An 18,663-nucleotide genomic window follows, 5' to 3' on the forward strand; every position below is an offset into this window, starting at 1 on the left:
GAATTTAATTGAGTTCAACTTTGTATTCACGACCTCTATCATCCTCAAATGAGGCTGAACCATCGCTAATGTCTACAGGAGAGAAATGGCTATCGTCTAACCATCCACCATTATTCCAATATATTTTGGTAAGTTCTCCGTCTTCCACTTCTACATCTAATGTATAAGTAGCTTCGTGCCCCGTGTCAGGATTGTAAACTTCTACTTCAGCTTCATAAGTACCATCAGGGTATTTCTCTTCTTTTTCATAAGTAGAGTTTTCCTCATAGTCATCAGTGCTATTGTCGTTGTAATAATTTTTTCTTTGGTTGCAAGCAATCAAAGTTAAAAATAGGGTGAGGAGTAAGATTATTTTTTTCATAGTTAATAGTATTCTATATTCCGTTCTATGATTAAATTTTTACTGTGCCCTTGAGATGTTATTGTCTTAGTCATTTCTATCCAATTGCCTTTACTGTCAAACTTGTATTTACAAGTTACGTTTTCTTTTCCGTCCAATACTCCACCTGCTTCAATTTTTCTAACTAAGTTGCCTCTATTATCATACTCATAGGAAATTTCTGTTTTACCAAGAAATAGATCTTGAATTGTGCTTTTTATTTTATTTCCTTTTTGGTCATACGAATTTTCTTCTTTATAGATAATTTCAATTTTCGCAGTGCCATTTTCATCAAAGGAAAAATTACCTTCCTCATCTGTTGCATAAACGAATAGATAACGTTCTACTTGATTTCCTTTTTCATCATATCTATAGATATAATAATTATTGGATTTTAATTTCCCATTAGTATTATATGAGTTTTCTTCTGTTATATTACCCTGAAGATCATGTTTATAAACTGATTTTTCTTCGAGATTTCCTTTGCTGTCATAAGTGTCTTTGCTTAATAACAGTCCTTTATTATCATAATTATAAGTATAAACATTAAAGACTCCCCCATTTTTATTATAGGAGATTTCTTTAAGTAATTTTCCTGTCTCGTCAAAAGAAAATTCATTATTAGCAAAGCCTCTTGGAGCTAAATTTCCCTTGTGATATTCACCTGAATATCCTATAGCTTCATAAGGTGTTTCTTTTATGGATTTCACCTTGCCTTTTAAATTCTGTTTATCCCAGTCAGTTTTACTACTTTTGCTCTCACAAGCTACCAAAGCCATAAGGCTCAACAAAAAAAATATTAGTTTCATAAGTGTATTTTTTAGTAATATTCAATAATTCTTTTTGTGATAAACTTAGCTATGCCATTTTCATAGATGATTTTCTCTGTCCAATTCCCTTTATCATCATAAATATACTTATAGGAATCTTTTCTAAGAATTCTATTTTCTAAGTTCATATTAAGCACTCCCTCAGAACTCAATTCATTTCCATTATTATCATATTGAAAATAAAATACCAACTTATATTTAGAATTGGATAGATTAACTAACTCTTCTATTTTTCTATTTTCATTATTATACTTGAAAAATCGTTTTTCTTCCAAAGTGTTTTGTTTATAAGAAGCCTCTTCTACTTTATTATTTTTTTGATCGTAGACAAAAAGACTTCTCGTAGTTTCATCTCCGTTAGAAGAGTAGCCAATTTGTTCAATCAAATTGCCTTTATCATCATACTTATAGATTTCTTTTCCTCCAAATATTTCTTTCCCATCATCTTGAAAGAATATTGTTCTTCCTTCTATTTTTTCATTTTTTAAATTGTACTGATACTCTTCTTTAGCTGTTTCTTTATCTCTTGCAAAAGTAAGTATCTCTACATTATTACCTTCTGAATTATATTTGTAGACTGATTTACTTTCAAAATTTATTTTTGTATCTCCTAAATCAACTATATTTAGAGTACGTATTTCACTTTTCTTATTTTGTTCGTTGTAAATTATTTTTTGAGAAGTTTTAATTTCTCCATCTTTTCCGAAAGTTTCAAAAGACAATATAAATCCCTGTTCATTAAAACTATAAGATCTATTGCCTTCTAATCTTTCTCCTGCTGTAATCTCCCCAAATTTATCAATAGGTTCATAATTGATAATTCTTAAGGATTTGACCTTATCTTTCAATTCGAGTTCAGTTAGATCATTCTTTATTTTATTTTCTTGTGTGCAAGCTACAACAAAAGGCAAAAAGCACACTATTAAAAATAATATTTTTTTCATTGTTCTTAATTTTATAGGTTATTAGAATAGGTACAATCGCTTCCCTTTGCGTGTTCGGCTAGTATTTTTTCAATAAAATCAGTGTTTGTTATTTCTAATGAAACAGCTATTTTGCTTGCTCCTTGAACATCTTTCGATACCCAAGTTGTATTACTTTCACCATAAGTTAGTGTAGTAAATTCAACAGTTTTTTCCTTAAAAAGTACTTTTCCTTTGCTGTTAAGATACTCAACATATAAATTGTATGTATCACGAGGGATCGTAAAATTTGAGTAATTTTTGTAGGTAATATTCCCTGTAACATATCCATATCCACCTTGAACAGTGTGATTTTCCAAACGAACATTTTGTTCGATTTCTCTTTTAATGCTCTCCACTAAGCTATTAAACTCAAATCGTTTTTCAAAGCAAATTTTAGAGATTTCAATGTCGTAGTTATCATCTTTTATACAACCAATTTGTTTGCAGTATTTGTAAAGTTCAGAATATACAAACATAGAAAGCCCTTTGGTTTTTGTAATAATATACTTTCCGTTTTTCTTTTCAACTTCGAAAAGTACTTCATTTCCTTGAGCTTTTCCTATTACAGAAATTGTTCTCTCATTTAGTACAGCATTTAATAATTGAAAATCTTTTAGTGCCAAAAAACGTCCTTCAATTTTTTTTATATCAGGATAGTATAGAGGCAACTTTTCTAAATTTTCAAACGCGGTATTACTTGCAAAAAGACTAACAACTTCTTTTGCTTTGTTGATTTTAGTTTCTTCTGATTCACAAGAAACCAAAGCAAGTAACATGCAGATAAACAATACTTTTTTCATTGTTATGATATTTATTTTATTTGGTTTAACATTTCACAAGCTTTGTCATTGAAGTTTTCACAAGCCTTACGTAGCCAAAATATAGCTTTACTTTTAGACTTTTCAACTCCTTTTCCAAGATAATAGCAAGCAGCTAAGTTATTCTGAGCTTTTGCATCTCCTTGTTCTGCCGCTTTTTTCCACCAATAGAAAGCTTTACTATCAGATTGCTCTACACCAATCCCTTCGCTATAGTAATAACCAATATTGAATTGAGCACTATAATTACCTTGTTGTGCTGATTTTCTGTACCAATAAGCTGATTTTGAATGAGATTGCTCTACTCCTACACCTTCTCGATAACATTCACCTAACCCAAGTTGAGCAAGTGCATTTCCTTTTTCTGCTGCTTTGGCAAACCAATAAACGGCATCTTCGGGAGATTTTTCTACATCATCTCCTCCTAAATAGTAAAGTGTAGCCAAATAAAACTGAGCTTCTACATTACCTTTTGTTGCATCTTCAGTGAGTAGATCTATGTTTACTTTTTGTGCTGAGAGCAAAACTATGTAGAAAAAGCTGAAAAATAGTAATATCCTTTTCATATCTTAAAAATTTATGATAGGTTTTTTACTTTTAGATAAATGGATAAACATACTTATAATAACCAACGATATTATATAGACAAAAGTTAGCCCAAAAAATCCTATAGTATCATCTTCATGTGAAAAGCCTGAATTTATAAAGAATATTACTAATGTTGGTATCCATGCTAATAAAAATATTACTATAGCATAAGCAAAAGAGGATACTTTTGGTTTAAAGTAAGCAATAATCATACATATCAAACCAATGGCACTTCCTATAAGAGCTGTGATAGAAGCTATTACAGCTGCCTCTTCTCTTATATAAGAGTCGTTTTTATAAATATAATTATCATAATTAGTTGAGTTTAGAACAAGTAGTCCTAACATAAAAAATACTATCCAAAGAGTAATACCTAACAATAAAGTAGATACAAATACATTGCTAAGTAATCCTCTATTACGCATACTTTCAATACTATTGTTCCCAATACTATTGCTCCCTCTATCTAAGGTTGTTTCATCTTTTCTTATGGGAGTTATATTAATCCCCATTCTTTTTAAAATTTCAAGAGCTTCGGGATATCCATTTTGGGCAGATTTTTCTATCCAGAGTTGAGCTTTATATGTGTCATTCTTTTCAAATAGCAGCATACCTAATTTGTATTGTGCTTTTGGAAATTCTTTTTCAGCAGCTTGAATGTAATACTCATAAGACTTTTGTAAATCACATTCAACTCCCTTTTCTTCACTATACAAATCACCTAATAGGCACATAGCTTCTACATTCCCTAAGTTAGCGGCTTGTTCTAAAATAGGTAATGCTTCAGTGTAATTGTTCTGTTCTGTTAAAGATATTGCTTGTTTAAAAAGTTTTTCACTTTGCATTTGAGCCATTACCTCTTTTAAATCCTTAGGAGGAGAGGGTATTTCTTCTATTACTGTAATCTCTTCTGAAGAGCCAAATAAATTTTGAAAAATACCATACATAACAACAACCATTGCTATTAGTAAAATTATGACTATAATTTCCATAAGTTATTTTTTATCCGTTAATTACTGTAAATCTTGATTTTATTTCTTGTTCATCTATAGAAGTAAGACTTCCATTTATTGCATCTTCTTTGACTCTTCTAAAGATGTCTTCTACTAAATTGATAAAATTATTTACATAAATAATTGTATTGCAGTCTTCACTTTTATTGGAATAGTTGTTATCCCAATTCTCTTGAGGAAGTTCAACCACTTTGTTACTTTCCTCTAAGCTAAGTACAAATTTTTTAGGGTAATTATCACTTTTGCTAACCAAGCCCCCATTATGAGCTAAAGCATTTCTAAGTCCTACTAAGGTATAATTTTCATCACTATTTGCTACATTGTTGTAAGTTTTTAAAACTTTGTAGATAGCGTTTTCCTGAGTAGTAGAAGGATTAAAGATTTGTCCTAATTGCTCTAACAAGACAAGATAACACATAATGCCCGAAAAATAGGAATAACCTAAACCTTCTTTCCAAAGTGCTTCCCGAATTTCTAAAACTTTTTTGTCTTTGTCAGTTAGTTTATCTCCTGTTTCTATATTTCTACCACATAAGAGACGAGCTGTTTTCAAATTTATCATAACTACAGAAGTCCTTTCTGGAGTTATTTCCATAGGTTGTTTATGGTCTAATAGTTTGGCTATAAAATCATTCATAGTATTTTTGTTTTTAACATTATATTCATTCTACTGCATAAAAAAACGCGGTGCATTCCTTGTTTACTTATCATAGAATGCCCGACCAAAGGCTGATGTAAATAAGCAAAAGGAATGCCCACGTAATCGCAGGCATTTCCACTTTTACTTTCCTATTTACATCAAAAAAAATTGGTCGTTTTTCTATGATAGGAAAATGTAAAGCGAAACGCTAATATTATTTATGTCTTTTAATAGTTATTTAAACACAATTGAATAATGTTTAAATTGTTCTCAGTTGTCTAATTCGGCTGTAAAAGTATGAACAATTTTTACGCTACACAAGAATTTTAACATTTATTTTTGGTAGTAAAATCGTAAGTGATTAAAAGTCAATAGTTAGTAAGTGTTGCGGGAGGAGAGTAACTTTGCCAAAGTAAAAGAGGTGTCAGGTATCAGGTATCAGGTGTCAGGTGATAGGTATCAGGTGCAAATTAAAAAAAGGGCTGCCAGAAAAATCCGGCAGCCCTCATTGTGTAATTACACAATTTTTAAATAAAAGCAATATTACGTATGAAAAATGTATCTTCTAAAGTATTTAATTTAGTTGGATTTCATCTACAAAGAGTAGGGCAGGGGTGCCTTTACCTTCGTGCCATTCGGGGATTATAGTACCTTTGAGCACTACTTTTACATAGCGGGTTTTAGTTTTAGCAAAATTTAAACTGATAGGTACTCGCTTGATAGGGTCGGTTTTTTCGGCAATCTTCAAAGGTTGCTGAGCGATGAGTTGGAAGTTTTTGCCATCGGGGGAACTATAAATAGCAACTTCTGAGGCAGGGAATATCCAGTTAGGGGTATCGGCTAAGCTACCTGCTTTTAAATTGCTGATTTCTTCTTCTTTACCCAAATCAATCACTGCTTCTACTCCTACACGACCGGGGAAACCTACCCAATGTCCATCGATATATGAATCTTCACCTATTTGGGCATCGACTAAGGCTGTAGCTCCTCCAAAAGTATATTTAGGGTTGGTTTCGGTGAGTAATTGTATTTTTTTGTAAGTAGCCTTGTTGAATAAGGATTGATAGCTAAATACTCCGCTTATAGTATCCTTATGTACAGCAACAGCTTTGAGTAGTAACTCATTGCTCAACTTAATAGGTTGGGTGTAGAGTGTTTTGTTCGCATTGGGGGTAGAGCCATCGGTAGTGTAGTACACTTTGCCATCACCTACGGTGAGGAGCTCTACTTGAATGCCGTCTTTATTGGCAGCTGGTTGGATTATAGGGGTAACTCCCATTATGTGTTTGGCGTAGTGATAACCTTTTAACTGATAATAGTTTAGCAGGTTCCCCAAATGTTTTAGGAAATTAGGAAAATTCTTTTTCTCGGGAGCTGTCCATTGCACTTCGGCTAAGGCAGCTAATCGGGGTAAGAGCATATATTGAGCGTGTGCAGGGCTCGCGATGTATTCTGTCCATAAATTGGCTTGTGCTCCTAAGATGTATTTACCTTGTTCAGGAGTGAGTTTAGGGTCGATAGGCTCGTAGTCATACACCTTTTTTACAGGGAGGTATTCACCTATGGAAAGCGGTTCTTTGGTAGGGTCTTCTCCTTGATTATAGTCGAAATACAAACTGTAGTGAGGGGTCATAATAGCGCGGTTGTGACGTTGCGCTGCAGCAATACCTCCTTCAGTACCTCGCCAAGACATTACAATCGCATCTTGTGAGATGTTGTTACCCTCTAAAATCTCGTCCCAACCTATTACTTCCCTGCCTTTAGTTTTAAGGAATTGCTCTATACGTGATACCACATAACCTTGCAATTGTTGCTCGGCAGTGTGTTCTCCATCGCCTTTTAAACCCAAAGCTTTGATTTTAGCCTGACATTTAGGACATTCTTTCCAACGTGTTTTGGGACACTCATCACCTCCTATATGAATGTATTTAGAAGGAAAAAGTTCGGTAAGTTCATCAAAAACGTCTTCTAAAAATTTATAAGATGCTTCGTTACCTGCACAAAGCACATCGTCAAAAACGCCCCATTTAGTACCCACAGCATAGTCTTTACCGGTACAACCTAACTCAGGATAAGCGGTGAGTACAGCGAGAGTATGCCCAGGTATATCAATTTCGGGGATAATGGTGATATAGCGGTCTTGAGCGTATTTTACAATTTCCTTTATTTGCTCTTGAGTGTAGTATCCGCCATAGGGTTTGCCGTCGAATTGATGGGGTTTATCTTTGAGCAAATGCCCGATAAGCGTTTCTTTACGCATTGAACCTACCTCAGTAAGGCGAGGGTATTTTTTGATTTCAATACGCCAACCTTGGTCGTCGGTGAGATGCCAATGAAACTTATTGAGGTTGTGCAGAGCGAGTATATCAATATACTGCTTGATAAAATCTACAGTAAAGAAATGGCGACTCACATCAAAGTGCATTCCGCGATAAGCAAAGCGGGGAGCATCGTTTATAACTACGGTTGGAAAAACTAAGGCTTTGGGGTGAGTTACATCAATAGATTTGCGCAAAGTTTGAATACCATAGAACACACCGGCAGGGCTTGCTCCATCAATAGTGATTTGGTCGCTTGTTACAGTGAGCTGATAAGCCTCTTGGTTTGCATTTCGCAAATCGGTTTTCAATATAATGCGTTTGCCATTGGTTACTCCGGCTTGTGTTTTTATAGGCATTCCTGAAAGTTCTTGGATATAAGAAGCTAAAAAGGAAGCATTCTTTTCCTGTAAAGTGTTGCCTTGCGGATAAGTAATTACTGTTTTAGCATCTAATACAAAAGGTTGCTGCTTAGTGTACTGAATAGATTGTGGTAGTGGAATTACCTCGTAATTCACTACAGGTTTTGTTTCTTCACAGCAAGCCATTAAACATAAGGCAAGCGTGCTGAATAAAAGTTTTTTCATTGGAAAGTTGTTTAATATTGGATTGTTGGTATATAGGTTACACGATAAAAGGTATAAGGCAACGAAAGAGTGCGTTTTATTTCGAGCGGAGTACTTCTATTAGTAATGAGTACTTGTTTTTGAGTACTCAACGCAAAAAGTACGTGCTGATTATCTATAAATTGTACATTACTACGAGTGCCAGAGGACATTCCCTTAGGCAAAGCAACTTCCAAAGGAACACTCACAGTTTTCATTTGTTCGTTCACATTATAAATAAGAGCTCTTGAACCAGTAAATTGGTTGTTGCGAGCATTGTCTATCACTAATACTTCGTTAGGCGCTTGTACTATAGCACAATGGATACCGTGAGATAAAAGCTTTTCGGTAGGTTTGATGGTGCCGTTTTCACCTACGCGATACATCAATTCGCCTGTTTTACCATTGATTTTCCAGAGTTCACTATCGCGATTGGTGGTCATATAGTAATTGCCTTCACTATCTTGATCGATGGAATTGGCGTGTATCCAGTCTTCTTTTATTTTCTTTTGGGCTATATTAGGATAGTCAATCGGATTTAGGTGGTCGAAACAGCTCCACGTTTTTACAATTTCACCCTTTGGGGTCATAATCACAAAACCATCACCTGTTACAGTATCGGTTTGAGAGCCTCCTTTAGAACTGAGGTCTACTGTTTGATGAATATAGGTTACTAAGCCTATATTGCCATCGGGGAGGGGACGGCATTCGTGATGTACTTCGCGGTTGTTCAGTTCGGGGATAGAGGCAAATTCTTTTTCCAATTCGATGTTGCCAAAGAGGTCTATTATTTTTAGTTTTTTAGAATTGAATACAAATAATCCTTCTCCAGGGGCATCGGTGAGCAAGTAGAAACGCTGTGTGCGAGAGTCGTAGTTCACAACAGCAGGAGTATCAGGCACAGGTTCATACCACACTACAGTTCCGTTCATATCCATTAGGTAGATATGTTTTGAGCTGCGATTGTTAGCTAATAAGAAACCCTCTATTTTTTCTTTAAATTTGTCTTCTAACAAGGTTGCATTAGGCAAAAAAGTCTCTATACTTTTGGTTTTAAAAGTTTTTAGAGGTGATTTTATACCTGTTGTGGTAATAATTTGGCAGGTATAGTCGGTATTGGGCTTGAGAAACAAGAGTGTTTTGTGAGTAATGCCCGTAGCTTTATAGGTGTTAGTTTGTTGTACTTTTTGAGGGTTTGCAGTCTCCCAATAAGCAATATGATAGGAAGTTTCGGTGCTAAAAGTAGCAGTTACTTCAGCACGAAGATTATTAGTTTTACTCAAAGCTACCTCAAAAGCGGTAAGGCTACCCTGATGAGAAGGGGGTAATGAATCGTCTTTTTTACAAGAAACTAATAATCCACCTATGGCTAAAAACAAAATAATGATTGACTTTTTCATATTTTTAAATCTTTGTTGTTTTTCTCTAAGTTAATTGTTTTAATAAGGAAAAGTGTTATTCTTTATCGGGATTTACAGGTTCAATAGCATTAGCAAAAGGCTCATACATTACATAATCCCATAAAGCATAATGATCTTTGGTAGGAATATGGTCGCCTATAAAATCTATATTTTCTACACTACAAAAAATACGGAAAGGATACTGTTGCCCATAGTTGAGTTCCTTTTGAAGGTATTGTACTCCATTGATGAGCCACGTAGCAATATAATGGTCATTCTGCGGATTGATAGTTAATTTAATCTGAAAAGTGTGCCATTGGTCGCTGTCTATAAGTACCTCAGCATTTTGCGCCCAAGGATTATTTTGGCTAGTCATAAAAACTACTACCTGTCCCTCTTTTGCGCCTAACTTCTTTCTGCGTTTGGCATCACCCGAGCCTACTTCAAAATCTATTTCGTGACCTTCACTGTTATATAAGAAAGAGCCTATACTTGCCCAAGCACTTGTTTCCATTGGGGGAATGTAAGCGCGCCAAGTATAAATGCCTGCACCATAACGATGTGTAGTTTTTTGTTTTTTGCGTTGTTCAGTGTGAGCTTTTGTCCATATTTTTAGAGCCCAACCATCTTCGGCATAAGAATCTCCCACTACCTTAGCATAAGTTTCTTTATCTTTCCCCTGCGGATAATCCTCATCTTGATTACCTAATAACCAACCATCAAGCGTTTTGAAATCCCATTGCATCACTTTGGTTTTATCAATGGTTACCTCAGGAATATCACTGACTTGCTTGCTACAACTTATAAAAGCCGTTAAGCACACAATCATTAAAAATAGATTTATCCGTTGCATAGGTTTAATTTTTTGTATTCAAAACACTTTTAAGCTTTTATTTTAAAAACAGAGGCTGTCTCATTATTGGAGGCGAGACAGCCTCTGGAAAAAATCAATTTGCCATTTATAGAGATAAACATTGACTCACTACTAATAGGCGGTATATTCAATAAAGTTGAAAGTAGCACTATACTCACCATCTACTAGGGTTTCACCTGGCAACCAACTTCCTCTATTAGATTCTGCTGAAAGACTCCATTCAAATTTCATTTGGTCTTCTCCAAAGTTAGCTACAGCTAAACTTTTTACAACATTTTGATCAAGAGAAAATTCAACGCCATAATTATTACCTACTTTTTTAAGGTCGATAGTAAATTTGTAGTCTTTATTAGGTTTTAATACAGCTACATACTCTTCTATAGCGGGTGATACAGATTGTACAAATAGTAGCAATTCTCCTGTTTTGGCACCTAAGCGTTTACGTTCTGCTTCATCTCCATAACGAGCCATCATTATAAAGAAACGTTCCGGAGACTCATTGTAGAAAGTCATACCTAATTGTATCTTAGCAGATTTATTTACTTCTGGCAAACGAATAGAACAAGTGTATTTACCATAACCAGCCTGAGTTTTATTAAATATTTTTGAAACACTACAGTTGGCAGAAGTTGTAAGTACTAATTTTCCATTCTCTATTTTATTATTAACTTCTACATTAGCTCTTGCCCATTTTCCCCAATCATTAGGGAAGTTTTTAAATGTCCATACTTTTGTTTCTCCAGTATCAGGTTCTGGTTCAGGGTCTTTTGGATTGATTTGGTTTTGAGGTTCTGTAGGGGCTATAGAATATGTATAAGGGGTATAAGTTACATAATCCCATAACCCATAATTATCTTTATAAGGCCAGTTATCACCTACGAACTTTAAGTTTTCTGTACTACAGAAGATGTGGAAAGGGTGTTCTTGTCCGTAGTTTAGTTGCTGAGCAGCACATTTCACTCCATCAATGAGCCAAGTAGCGAAATACTTGTTGCCTACTAATTGTAAATCGATTTGGAAGGTGTGCCAAGCATTTTTCTTGATTTTAATCTTTTGGTGTAGAGCAGGATTGTCCTGACTGGTGATATAAGCAATCACTTCATCATCAGCGGTTTTTAAAAGATCACGGTCTTTGCTAGTACCAGATCCTACCTCGAAATCAAGTTCGTGTTTATCGCTATTCCACAACCAAGAGCCTATACTCACGCGTTCATTAGTTCCTAAATCGGAAATATAGGTACGCCACGTATAGAGACCAGCTCCGTATTGTTTTTTAGTTTTTAGTTTTTTACGTTCTTTACTAGCTAAATTAGTGAATATTTTCACTACTTTACCATCTTCAGCATCGGTATTGTTCTCCACAGAGGTTTGTGAAATATTAGCATTATCACCTTGACTGGCATTAATCCAATCGTCGGTATTGTCGAAATTCCATTTGAGTTGATTGGCGGTATTAGCAGTTCCCTTTTGAGGGGTGCCTATTTCACTTTTAGGATTGTCGCTAAAGCGCCCATCTACATCGCTTTTGCTACAGCTATTCAAACTCAGGATAGCTGCTGCCATTAGTATGGGTTTTGTATAGGTTTTCATATTAGTTTACATTTTAAAATTATTGTTCTCTAAAAGAACGATTGTTTTGCAAATCGGGGTATTTGTTGCTATATACCCCTGGTATAGGATAATATCTACGTTTGTCGTAAGTTTTCAATGGATTGCTAAACTTAGGATATACTTTCCATTGAGGGCTTAAATCATAAGGGTTAGGTACTTTATTAGGGTCTCTTCTAGCATTGAGATTAGCTTCTTTAGCTTCAAATTTTTGTTTTACAGTGTCCATATAAGTATCTAAGCGGTCTTTCCACAATCCCATACGGATAAGGTCTACGCGGCGTACACCTTCCATATTAAGTTCAAATAAGCGTTCGTCGCACAATTTGCTTCTCAACTCTTCTTTAGAAGGGAAGTTAGCTAAAGTATAATTGTGAGTACTGTTTTCGAAAGCACGTTCGCGAATCTTATTGATTAAATCAACTGATTCTTGATTAGGGCCATTGAGTTCGTTTAAGATTTCGGCTTTACATAGCAATACATCGGCATAACGCAATAGTATGAGGTTGTTAGGTGTATTGTAGTTGTAAGAGCCTGTTTTGGTATATTTGTATTTTTTAGTATATACTGCATCATTTTCAACTATTTGAGGATTACTTGCTTCATTTCTAAGTGTTCCTACTTCACTAAGTTTAGGAGATACATACTTAATAGGTTTCCCGTACACATTGTCGTAAGAGGTTACAATTAGCTCTTTCAAACGTTGGTCGTCGCTGTGGAATTTCCAATACAATTCCAAAGGCATATTGATATTGTTCCATCCCATATCGTATTCCCAAGGGGTGAAATACAAAGCTAAATCGGAAGAACCGGAAGGTACCTTATCACTTGCGCGAATAGCAAATATAATTTCGTTATTGTTCAATGTTTCTTTTTTGGAAGGGTCGAACACATCAAACACTTTGGTTTGCAAGGCATATTTGCCAGAAGCAATTACAAGATCGGCATAAGTTAAGGCAGCTTGCCAAGCGGCGGTAGCATCTTTACCTTCTTCACGCAAACGACCAGCTTTACGCATATAAAGACGCATTAAGTAACCATAAGCAGCTCCCTTGGTAGGGCGACCATTGCCACCTTCTTCGCTTGCACTCCACTGATCGGGGAGGTTATTGATAGCGATGAGCAAATCTTGTTCTATTTGGTCGTCTAATTCATCTACTGTAGCCAAAGTAGGGTTGGCATTAGAATCGTAGAAACCATTGGTAATGAGAGGTACTCTGTAGAAAGCATTTGTAAGCTGATAGAAAGCGAAGGCACGCATAAAGCGAGCTTCGGCTAAAAGCTCAGGTTTTTTATCAGCCGTTTTGAAACGAGATTCAGGAATCATTGTTATATTGTCGATAGCTGTGTTAGCACAACCTATCATTTGCCAGTTTCCGTTATAACATCTCGCGAGTTCCACATTTCCTGAAAGTCCGTTTTCGTTATAAATTTCAAAAGCGATACCTTCTTTATAACAATCATCGGTAGACATATCGTTGATGTAGAAATTGCTTGTGTGTGTAGCTCCAAGAAGATAGCGATAAATTCCGTTTACCCCTTCTTGTGCATTTTCTTCAGTAGTATAGGCGTTATCCTTATTGTAAACCGAACTTAAGTCTTCTTTCAGTTCACAAGCTGTAAATGATAATCCTAAGAGGCCTACTAATGTATATAGTTTATAATTCGTTTTCATTCTTCTTCTGTATTAAAAAGTTAATTTCACTCCAAAGTTGATTGTGCGATAAGCAGGATAAGAGTTCAAATCCAATCCTTGAGCAACAGCACTGCTGCCATTGGTGCTGATATCGGGGTCGAAACCTTGATATTTAGTGAAAGTGAGCAAGTTTTGTCCTCCTATGAACATACGCATTGCTTTAAGGGTTTTTACATTCCATTGGCTACCAGTGAAAGTATAACCTAATTCAACATTGCGGAGTTTTACAAAATCGGCATCCTCTACAAAACGAGAGTTTACATAAGAACCATATTGCAATCCAGCTGTTTTTTGATAACCATTGCGAGGTACGCTATTAGAAGCGTGAGCACGTGTCCAACGGTCGGATGAGGCTGCTAAACGGTTGTTGTCTTCCAAGTAGATACGAGTAAGGTTGAGCATTTTAGCTCCTAACGAAGCTTCAAAGAAGAAAGAAAAATCAAATCCTTTGTAAGTGAAGCTATTGTTAAGACCTATGATAGTTTTAGGGATACCAGTACCTAATACAGTGCGGTCGTTCGCGTCTATTTTGCCATCGCCATTGAGGTCTTTAAACTTAGGATCACCAGCTGCTGAGTTAGGTTGAGGAGCATAGCTTTCACCTTGTTGTATAACTCCTTCAAACACATAACCATAGATAGCACTTAAAGGTTCACCTTCTTTGAGCATCATATATTCTTTTTCTTCATAAGACCCGTGAGGACGTATGTATTGAAAACGAGGTTTTCCGTTGTTGAGTTTTAATACTTCGCTGCGGTTGTGAGCAAAGTTGAAAGCGGTATTCCATATAAATCCATTTTTGTTGATATTAGTGGATTTGATAGCTATTTCAAAACCTCGGTTTTCTATTTCACCATCGTTTACCATCATAGCGGTATACTCAAAACGGCGACCATCGTTAGTATAGTTAGGGAATCCTCCTGAAGGGTGGATAGGATCGGGGTTTAGCAAATCGTTTGTGCGTTTGATATAGTAATCAAAACTAAGTTCTACACTTGCAATGTTCAAATCAATACCCGCATTCCATTGTGCAGTAGTTTCCCAACGAAGTTTTGGATTGTAAGGATTAGAAGGATACATACCCTTAGAGTTGAGGTCATTACCTATATACACATCGCGTACTGAATATTGGTATTGAGATAAACCAAAACGGATACCATCATTACCACTAAGACCATAGCTGGTGCGCAATTTGATACGAGAAATAAGAGGTTTTACCCACTCCATAAATTTTTCTTCACCTAAGTGCCAAGCAATTGAACCTGCAGGGAATATACCCCAACGATAGTCGGCTCCAAATACTGAAGAACCATCGGCGCGAACAGAAGCATTGAGAATATAACGATTGTTGAAGATATATTCGGCACGACCAAAAGCAGAAGCTTTTTTGATAGATGATTCGCCAGAGCCTATCCAGTCTAAGTGTTGGGCAGCACCGATGTTTTTGAAAGAGAATACATCGGAAGCAAAACCATAAGCCTGTACTTCATCACCTTTACCTCTTTGATAGATATAAGAACTACCTGCAGTTACTTTTACATCGTGTTTACCTTCCATTTTGGGGTGATAAGTAGCAACACCTTCAATTTGGTGTTTTACGTTTTCTTCGTGGCTAAGGAAAGCCTGACCTTTATACGACTGTCTGATAGAAGTAGAACGATCGTAATATTTTTCAGTTTTTAAATGGTCGTAAGCATAAGTGTAACGGCCATTGATAGTAAGAGAAGGCAATAAATCAATATCGGCATAAGCAGTAGCGTACATTGTATTGAAATGACGATAGAGTTGCGCTCCGTTCATTTCTTCAAATACAGCAGGACGACGATCTTTAGTTCCAAAAACATCAAAACCTTCTTTGTTTTTCCAAGGCTCTAAGTTGAAGATGCGGTACATAATATTCTTATCGGAAGAGATAGTGCCCATATCTAAGAATTTCTTTTTAGATTGAGAAAAACTCACATTAGCTCCCGCTCTTACTTTAGGGCTAATTTTGTATTGTAAATTGGTACGACCTCCATAACGACTGTAATCGGTATTAAGCAAAATACCAGGTTCGCTGAGGTAGTTAGCCGACATAAAAGCAGAAAGACGATCTGTACCCCCTGAAACAGAGAATTGGTGTAATACAGTAACAGCATCGTGAGTGGTTTCTTTGAGCCAATCAGTTCCTTTGCCACGATAAGTAGCTTGTTGTGCTGTCCATTTATTATAGGCAGCATCTTGGGTTTGCTCATACAAACGGCGAGTAAGTGAAATGGTTTGTCCTGCATCGAGTAAATCCCAGGGGTTGTACATATTCTTATAAGAAGTTTGGTTAGAATATTCTACATTAAAAGCTCCTTCTTTACCTTTTTTAGTAGTGATAAGAATAACCCCATTGGCACCACGGGCTCCATAAATAGCTGTGGTAGAAGCATCTTTTAAGATTTCTATAGACTCGATGTCGTCTATACTAATTTGCGACATATTGTCGGTTTGAAATCCATCAATTACGTACAAAGGCTCATTTTCGGCACTTACTGAAGAAGCACCACGTACACGGATAGATACATTACCACCAGGTTCTAATGAGTTCTGACGTACTTGTACACCTGAGGCACGTCCTTTTAACATTTGTGACATATCGGCTACTACACCAGCTTTCACATCACCTGTTTTGATAGAGGTGATAGCACCCGCTAAGTCACGTTTTTTAGTAACACCATATCCTACTACGACTACTTCTTCCAATTTTTTTTGTTCATCAGCCAAAGCAATGAGCAAAGGCACTGGGGTATTGGCAGTTACTTTTACATTTTGGGTAACATAACCCATAAAAGACACTTCTAAGGTCTGTCCCACCGCTACATCTATGGTATATTTACCATCCATATCGGTGCTGACACCTTTGGTAGTTCCTTTCACTACTACTGAAGCACTCATCAAAGGCTCCTTAGTAGTAGCATCGCTGACAGTTCCACGAATGGTGCGTTGTTGAGCATAACTCCAACTCACTAATAACAGTAGAACTGATAAAAATAGATTTCTTTTCATACAATGGTTGTTTGTTTTTGTATCGTTTGATGACACAAAGGTATAAATAACGTGCAAAAACGATTTCTTTTGTTGTCTAAAAAAGGTATAAAATTGTCTAATAGCTACTAAATATTTGTAAATCAGTGTTTCATAAAAGGAGTAGTTTCATAAAAAAAGCTGTTCGAAAACATCAAACAGCTTTTAATGAGATAAAGTATTTACTTATTTCCAATCTTTTTTCTTGGAGGTTTTACCAATACCAGGATTGAAGCTATTGGTTGGGTCGAGTGAATTGTAGAAGTTTTTAAGGTCGTCGTTAGCGTGATATAAGTGTCCGACGTTATGCTCGGCGGGATATTGAGCGCCACGAGTATCTAATATTTTGAGCATCTCTTCTTCTATTTCTTCACAATTGTAACCTTTTTTAATTACATAATCCTGATGGAACACGTGACACATAAAATGCCCGTAGTACAATTTGTGAAGAATCTTAGCATCGAGTTCAGGAGGAAGTTTTTCAAACCAATCCTCATCATTACGACGCAAAGCGATGTCTAAAGCCACGATATCTTCTACCTCATCTTCGTGTACTGAGCGATAACGAATGGCTGCAGAAGCTACAGCAAAGCGCAAGAGCATTGCTGCTTGAGCAAGTTTGGCATCACATTCTATATAAGCTCCTTTGCTACTATCAGAAAATTCTTTTTGCAAATAAGCACGTGCTTCTTCTACTCCTTTACCTCCCATTTTTAAAATGAGGTGGTGTTCGTATTGGTTGCGATAATCCCATAATATTTTAGGGAGGTGTTGAGGCATTAGTTTAGAGGTGAATTGCAAGAATTTTTCACTGAAATGGTTGGGCATAAAAGGTAGCTTTTTAGCTACACGATCTCCCCAAGCCTTCATAGAAAATAGTTTAGGTAAGTATTCAGTACCGATATTTTTGATATACCAAAAAGTGTCTTTGCCGTATTTGGCAGCAATATCAAAAGCGGTACGATGAATATATTCACCAGAAATAGGAATTTCTTCGAAAGTTCCAAGCATATCACGGCGCAGTTTAGTAAGTACGGCTGTATCGTTAGTACCTATGTAGAATACGGCAGTTTTTTTCTCGGCGGGGAAAGTATCTACACGTACTGCGAAAACTCCTAAACGACCTGCGCTACCTGAGGCTTCATATAGGCGAGCAGGGTCGGCATTGAAGCGGGCAGGAGTATCAGCATTGATTTCGCGTACATGGTTACAATAGTTGTGATCGTGTCCTTTTTTGCCAGTGGAATGGATATCCTTTTGCTGGTATTTTCCTTCTTGAAGATTAGTGAGAATTTCTTTAGGAGAATTTCCTAAATCAATACCTAAATGGTTGATGAGCTCTAATTTACCGTCGGCATTGCGTTGGGCGTAGAGAGCCATTTCGGTATAAGCAGGTCCGCGTTGAACTAATGAACCACCAGAGTTATTACACACGCCTCCAATTACAGAAGCCCCAATACAAGAAGAGCCAATCACAGAATGAGGTTCACGATCGTATACTTTCAGTTCTTGTTCCAAATGGTTGAGAGTTGCGCCAGTGAGACATACCGCTTGTTCCCCTTCGTTGATAAGCTGAATATTGTCATTACGCATAGTGTTGATAATAACCACATCGCGGTCGTAATCGTTACCAAAAGGGTTAGACCCTCCCGTAATACCTGTATTGGCAGCTTGTGAAATTACAATCACATCGGCTGCGACACAAGCCTCAAGTACTTGCCATTGTTCCCACAAAGTTGCAGGACGGACTACGGCAATAGCATTTCCGGTACCAAAACGATACCCAGTGCGGTAACGTTCAGTTTTTGAAGGGTCGGTAATAACGTACTTTGCGCCAACGATGTGGCGCAAGGTTTCTAATAGGTTTTGTGAGTTCAT

At 36.4% G+C, this 18,663-nt stretch carries 14 protein-coding genes; all 14 read right to left on the reverse strand.

The features are described 5' to 3' along the window. Positions 1-4 precede the first annotated feature (4 nt). Complete coding sequence (locus DR017_RS06145; protein WP_002681475.1) at positions 5-361, reverse strand: hypothetical protein; 357 nt, start codon at positions 359-361, stop codon at positions 5-7. A 2-nt stretch (positions 362-363) separates the two neighbouring features. Next, a complete protein-coding gene (locus tag DR017_RS06150) occupies positions 364-1,188 on the reverse strand; it encodes a hypothetical protein (RefSeq protein WP_002681426.1) in 825 nt (274 codons plus the stop codon). Positions 1,189-1,199: 11 nt separating this feature from the next. Then, complete coding sequence (locus DR017_RS06155) at positions 1,200-2,153, reverse strand: hypothetical protein (RefSeq protein WP_002681423.1); 954 nt, start codon at positions 2,151-2,153, stop codon at positions 1,200-1,202. An 11-nt stretch (positions 2,154-2,164) separates the two neighbouring features. Beyond that, a complete protein-coding gene (locus DR017_RS06160; protein ID WP_002681419.1) occupies positions 2,165-2,974 on the reverse strand; it encodes a hypothetical protein in 810 nt (269 codons plus the stop codon). An 11-nt stretch (positions 2,975-2,985) separates the two neighbouring features. Next, positions 2,986-3,558: a tetratricopeptide repeat protein gene (locus DR017_RS06165; protein ID WP_002681453.1), complete on the reverse strand. Its 573-nt coding sequence runs from the start codon at positions 3,556-3,558 to the stop codon at positions 2,986-2,988. 3 nt (positions 3,559-3,561) lie between these two features. Beyond that, positions 3,562-4,572: a tetratricopeptide repeat protein gene (locus tag DR017_RS06170; RefSeq protein WP_040361750.1), complete on the reverse strand. Its 1,011-nt coding sequence runs from the start codon at positions 4,570-4,572 to the stop codon at positions 3,562-3,564. A 10-nt stretch (positions 4,573-4,582) separates the two neighbouring features. Next, entirely contained in the window at positions 4,583-5,230 is a 648-nt protein-coding gene (locus tag DR017_RS06175) for a hypothetical protein (protein WP_002681467.1), read from the reverse strand. A gap of 577 nt (positions 5,231-5,807) precedes the next feature. Next, complete coding sequence (locus DR017_RS06180) at positions 5,808-8,138, reverse strand: glycoside hydrolase family 20 protein (RefSeq protein ID WP_002681432.1); 2,331 nt, start codon at positions 8,136-8,138, stop codon at positions 5,808-5,810. A gap of 11 nt (positions 8,139-8,149) precedes the next feature. Beyond that, positions 8,150-9,556, reverse strand: a complete 1,407-nt coding sequence (locus tag DR017_RS06185; RefSeq protein ID WP_002681471.1) for an aryl-sulfate sulfotransferase — start codon at positions 9,554-9,556, stop codon at positions 8,150-8,152. 55 nt (positions 9,557-9,611) lie between these two features. After that, positions 9,612-10,409 carry a hypothetical protein gene (locus DR017_RS06190; protein WP_002681440.1) on the reverse strand — a complete coding sequence of 266 codons (798 nt, stop codon included), beginning with the start codon at positions 10,407-10,409 and terminating at the stop codon, positions 9,612-9,614. 132 nt (positions 10,410-10,541) lie between these two features. Then, positions 10,542-12,020: a hypothetical protein gene (locus tag DR017_RS06195; protein WP_002681459.1), complete on the reverse strand. Its 1,479-nt coding sequence runs from the start codon at positions 12,018-12,020 to the stop codon at positions 10,542-10,544. A gap of 19 nt (positions 12,021-12,039) precedes the next feature. Next, positions 12,040-13,713 carry a RagB/SusD family nutrient uptake outer membrane protein gene (locus tag DR017_RS06200; protein WP_002681464.1) on the reverse strand — a complete coding sequence of 558 codons (1,674 nt, stop codon included), beginning with the start codon at positions 13,711-13,713 and terminating at the stop codon, positions 12,040-12,042. Between the two features lie 12 nt (positions 13,714-13,725). Continuing rightward, positions 13,726-16,767, reverse strand: coding sequence for a SusC/RagA family TonB-linked outer membrane protein (locus DR017_RS06205; RefSeq protein ID WP_002681437.1), 3,042 nt, complete (start codon positions 16,765-16,767; stop codon positions 13,726-13,728). 204 nt (positions 16,768-16,971) lie between these two features. Further along, complete coding sequence (dld, locus tag DR017_RS06210; RefSeq protein WP_002681485.1) at positions 16,972-18,663, reverse strand: D-lactate dehydrogenase; 1,692 nt, start codon at positions 18,661-18,663, stop codon at positions 16,972-16,974.

Origin of the sequence: Capnocytophaga sputigena (genome assembly GCF_900446695.1) — a bacterium.
Classification (GTDB): domain Bacteria; phylum Bacteroidota; class Bacteroidia; order Flavobacteriales; family Flavobacteriaceae; genus Capnocytophaga; species Capnocytophaga sputigena.